6 protein-coding genes are annotated in these 3,257 nt (G+C 65.3%); 5 read left to right on the top strand and 1 reads right to left on the bottom strand.

From position 1 onward, the window contains the following. Positions 1-530: LysR family substrate-binding domain-containing protein (locus AC1DYI_RS30400; RefSeq protein WP_477207845.1), on the top strand; the 530-nt coding region annotated here is incomplete at its 5' end. On the opposite strand, the gene AC1DYI_RS30395 is transcribed toward AC1DYI_RS30400, so the two are convergent. After that, positions 508-1,485: a hypothetical protein gene (locus AC1DYI_RS30395; protein ID WP_477207844.1), complete on the bottom strand. Its 978-nt coding sequence runs from the start codon at positions 1,483-1,485 to the stop codon at positions 508-510. The genes AC1DYI_RS30400 and AC1DYI_RS30395 overlap by 23 nt on opposite strands. Before the next feature lie 373 nt (positions 1,486-1,858). Between AC1DYI_RS30395 and AC1DYI_RS30390 the strand changes: the two genes are divergently transcribed. The 4 genes from AC1DYI_RS30390 to AC1DYI_RS30375 form a co-directional block, all read left to right on the top strand. Then, positions 1,859-2,080, top strand: coding sequence for a DUF1737 domain-containing protein (locus AC1DYI_RS30390; RefSeq protein WP_477207843.1), 222 nt, complete (start codon positions 1,859-1,861; stop codon positions 2,078-2,080). Positions 2,081-2,113: 33 nt separating this feature from the next. After that, entirely contained in the window at positions 2,114-2,662 is a 549-nt protein-coding gene (locus AC1DYI_RS30385) for an isochorismatase family protein (RefSeq protein ID WP_477207842.1), read from the top strand. A gap of 97 nt (positions 2,663-2,759) precedes the next feature. Then, on the top strand, positions 2,760-3,083 hold the full coding sequence (locus AC1DYI_RS30380; protein WP_477207841.1) for an ArsR/SmtB family transcription factor: 324 nt from the start codon (positions 2,760-2,762) through the stop codon (positions 3,081-3,083). A gap of 21 nt (positions 3,084-3,104) precedes the next feature. After that, a partial coding sequence (locus AC1DYI_RS30375; protein WP_477207846.1) for a VOC family protein occupies positions 3,105-3,257 on the top strand: 153 nt, incomplete at its 3' end.

The following is a 3,257-nucleotide window of genomic DNA, read 5'->3' as shown; positions in this document are numbered from 1 at the left end:
CCGAGGGCCTGGCCATCGAGCACCTGTGCGACGACCCGCTGGTCGCCTGCATTTCGTCAAGCCACCCTTCGGCCAAGAAGCGCCGGGTGTCGATCCTCGACCTGCAGCATGACAACCTGTTCTGGTTCGATCGCAAGCTGAATCCGGCCTACTACGACTACTGTCAGCAGGTCTTCAAGCGGGTGGGGTTCGACCCGCGCCGGGTCCCGGAGCCGTCCGACCACCACGTGCTGCTCGGCTTGATCGCGGTCGGTCAGGGGATCGCGCTGGTMCCCAGGTCGTTGAACTCGATGACCCGCAAAGGCGTGGTCTTCAAGGAGGTCGTCGAAGGTGACCAGCTGTGCATCCGCATCGGCGCGGCCTATCAGGCGGCCGGGGCATCGGAGGCGGTGCTGGCGGTGGTGGCGATGCTGAAGAGCAGGTTTTCGGGCCGAAGCACCCGTGCTGGGGCTTCGGCCGGGTGWCAGCAAAGCGGCCGCCGCTCGGCGGGCCGCCCCGCGTCTAAGCTTAGTTGCTCGCCGAGAACGTGATCTTCGTGACGTTCTTGGTCACGGCCACGCCGTAGTTGCAGGCGGGGGCGCTGCCCGACTTCATCGTGTTCCAGGTCGTCGGCGTGGTCTCGACACCGTTCTGGTCGAACACATGGATGGCCGAGAAGGTGATGCTGCCGTTGGCGGGGTACTGGCTGCATTGGCTGACACCGTAGACCTCCTTGGCGCCGCCGAAGTACCAGTCAAAAGCCTGGCCATAGCCTTCGGTGTTGAAGGTGGTCGACTGGCCGGTGGTCTTGTCGACGCTCTTGATCACCCAGCTGGTGCAGACGCCGTTGGTGCAGTTGGCGCCGATCATCGAACCCTTGATCTTGTCGCCGGTGTTCACCGCGATGGTCGAACCGTGCCAGGTCTTGCCGCTCTTGCAGCAGTTCCAGTTCGTCATCGTCCAGCGCGAGTCGCCGAAGCCGTTCCAGGCCAGCACGGGTTGCAGGATGGTCTGCACTGCGCCGCCGTCTTCGAGGCCGGGGAAGTAGTACAGCACCTGGCCGCTCTTGGTGGTCGGGCCACTGGGCACGCCGAAGGTGGCGACCATCTTCTTGGCGGGCGGCGTGACGTTGGAGTTGGAGTTGCTGTCGGCCACCCAGCCGTCGAAGGCGGGCTGCTCCCCATTGGGTTCGATGCGCTCGACGCTGCCGGCGCGTGCGACGAAGCGCGGGTGCGTGCAGGCGGCGGACTTGCTGGCCACCTCGCTGCCATCGCGGCGAACCACGGCGCCGCTGGCGGTCACGCGTTCGTCATCGGCCACTTGAATCACGCACGACGGGTGGAACAACCCGTTGGGCGTGACCACGTAATCCAGCGGCACGCCGTGCGGGCGCGTGGTTTCGCTCAGGTCGCCCACCTTGGTCAGCGTGGACGGACCGGCGAGGGCGGGGCTGGCAAAGGCAATCGTCGCCAGCGCGGCGGCGATGAGTTGGCGGCTCAGTTTCATGAAGTCTCCTTTGGGGGAATGAAGGGACAAGCGATGCCGGGGCTGCCGGCGCGGGGGATCGTAGGGCGGGGAGTGCGCACGCCGCACGCTTAAATCGAATCTGAAGAAGTGACTCGGTAACGAAGCGTTAGGCCCCGCAGCGTTAGGCCTGTAGCGGGTCGAATGGAAGCCCAGTCGGCGACGCAGTCTGCCGCTGATCCAGCAGGGCAGCAATCGACCCGGCCCTCGGCGAGCGGCCGGGTTGACCGAAGTTGACACTTGACACTGCGCCTGCCTCAACCACGCAGCCCACGCTGACTACGAGCAGGCGTAGACCGGGATGGCGCTCAGCGAGGCAAACTAACGCTCCCACTCGTCACCACCAGCCAACGCGATGGAACCGACACTGCCACCCGAAGGCCTGCCCACCTACCGCCTGCTCACCGGGGCCGACGACGCGGCCTTCTGCCGCCGAATCAGCGAGGCCATCGCGATGGGCTACAAGCTGTATGGCTCACCCGCGGCCACCTTCAACGGCACGAATGTCATCGTTGCGCAGGCGATCATCTGGCCGTCAATCGAGTCGGCCGTTGCCCGGTCGCCTGCGGGCTCGTGACCTTCTATTCATGAATCTGCATCGGAGGCTCCTATGACCCCAACCGCTTTGCTTGTCATCGATCTGCAACGAGGCGCGTTCGATGGCGTGCGTTGCCCGCCGATCGATGCAGCCGACAGCCTGATCAACAACGCCGCGAGGCTGGTGCGCGCGGCACGCGCGGGCGGCAAGCCGATCGTCTTCATCCAGCACACCGAAGACGGCGACGTGTTCGAGCTGGGCACGCCGCATTGGGAGCTGCACGAGGCGCTGGCACCACAGAAAGATGACCATTTCGTGGCCAAGCGAGAGTCCAGCGCGTTCGATGGAACCAAGCTCTCGGCCATGCTCGAWGAGCTGCAAACCAAGCAGCTGGTCTTGTGCGGGCTGCAGAGCGAGTTCTGCGTCAGCAACACCGCCAAGTCGGCGCTGGCGAATGGCTTCGATGTCGTGATCGCGCAGGATGCGCACGGTACCTGGCCTTCTGACGGGCGAACCGCAAGCGTCATTGCCGAGCAGGCCAACGCCGACCTGAGCCGGCAGGGCGCCCAGCTGCGCTCGACCGAGCAGCTCGAGCGCTCTCTGCGCGACGGGCAGGCCTGAACTTCCACTGAAACCGCTCCGCAGGGCGTGCGGCCGGCCGGATTGGGCTGGGGCGCGCTCGCTTGCGCCGAGTCAATATTTCCAGTATCGTTGAACTATGGATGAACAAAACGTCGTTCGAGCCCTGGCCGCGCTGGCGCAACCGCTGCGCTTGCAGGTGTTCCGGGCCCTGGTGGTCGCGGGCCAGGAGGGCTTGACGCCCGGCACGATGGCCGAGGCGCTGGGCGTGCCGCAGAACACCTTGTCGTTCCACCTGAAAGAGTTGACGCACGCCGGCCTTGTGACGCAAGAGCGCGCCAGCCGCCACATCATCTACCGGGCCGCGTTCGACCAGATGAACGCGCTGCTCGGCTACCTCACCGAGAACTGCTGCCAGGGCGCCGCCTGCGCCGTCGGCAAGAGCGCAGCGTCCTGCTGCTGACACCTTCAGAAGAGAGAAGCCATGAAGCGATTCCATGTCCACGCCCACGTCGCAGACCTGCAGGCGAGCATCGCCTTCTATTCGAAGATGTTCGGCGCAGAGCCGACCCGCGTCGAGAGTGACTACGCGAAGTGGATGATCGAAGACCCGCGCATCAACTTCGCCATCTCCACC

Source organism: Ideonella sp. P3_A4, from assembly GCF_056403075.1.
This window is presented reverse-complemented; position numbering and strand designations above follow the sequence as displayed.